The sequence below is a fragment of the Microvirga sp. P4_G7 genome (assembly GCF_056401005.1).
This window is the reverse complement of the sequence record NZ_JBFUKD010001104.1, coordinates 1-694: the sequence shown is the minus strand read 5'-3', so window position 1 is coordinate 694 and position 694 is coordinate 1. Positions and strand designations below refer to the sequence as shown.

The window sequence follows — 694 nt, the reverse complement described above, 5'->3', positions numbered from 1 at the left end:
ACCCACACCCTTTGTGCCTCACCCTCCTCAAACGCAGGAATCACCCTTGTCACGCAGCCGTAMTGTCGATTCGAACGCCGATTCGACGGGTGTGACGCATCTCGATCTTCTGCTTCTCATCGAGCGCGTTCATCGTCGCTCGCTCGACCTTTTTCGGGTCGATCTCAGCCGGCTCGGCGTCGACGATCTGAGTCCTTCGCAAGTCATGGTGCTGTTCACGATCGGATCGGACGATCTGTCCGTTCGTGATCTCATCGAACGCGGGCATTATCTGGGTTCGAACGCCTCGTATAATTTGAAACGCTTGGTGGACACCGGATACATCGATCGAAATGCGTCGCAGCGTGACCGACGCTCGGCACGCATTCGACTTTCCGAAAAGGGACGCTCCCTCTGCGAACTCGTGCGCTCGATGGATGAAACTTACCAACGTTCCGTTGCACGGGACGACGAGGAAGCACGCGATTTGGAAATCGCCTTTCGCACGCTCCGCAGACTCGAGCAGGTGTGGACGAACAGCCTTCGCTACGGTGAGGGACAACTGGCTTGATTCAGGGAGCGGCGGCCTTGTGTTTCATGCTGCCGCTCCGCATCGACCGCCGATGATCGGAAGAGGATACGTTCATGACGGATCATGACGTCTGGTCGATCGAGGAAGAATTCTGGACCGGAGGTCGAGAGCATTATCGTCGTG

At 57.0% G+C, this 694-nt stretch carries 1 protein-coding gene; it reads left to right on the top strand.

Going from position 1 to position 694, the window contains the following annotated elements; genetic code table 11:
- Positions 1-46 precede the first annotated feature (46 nt).
- A complete protein-coding gene (locus AC1DT3_RS23295) occupies positions 47-550 on the top strand; it encodes a MarR family transcriptional regulator (protein WP_477467525.1) in 504 nt (167 codons plus the stop codon).
- Positions 551-694 lie beyond the last annotated feature (144 nt).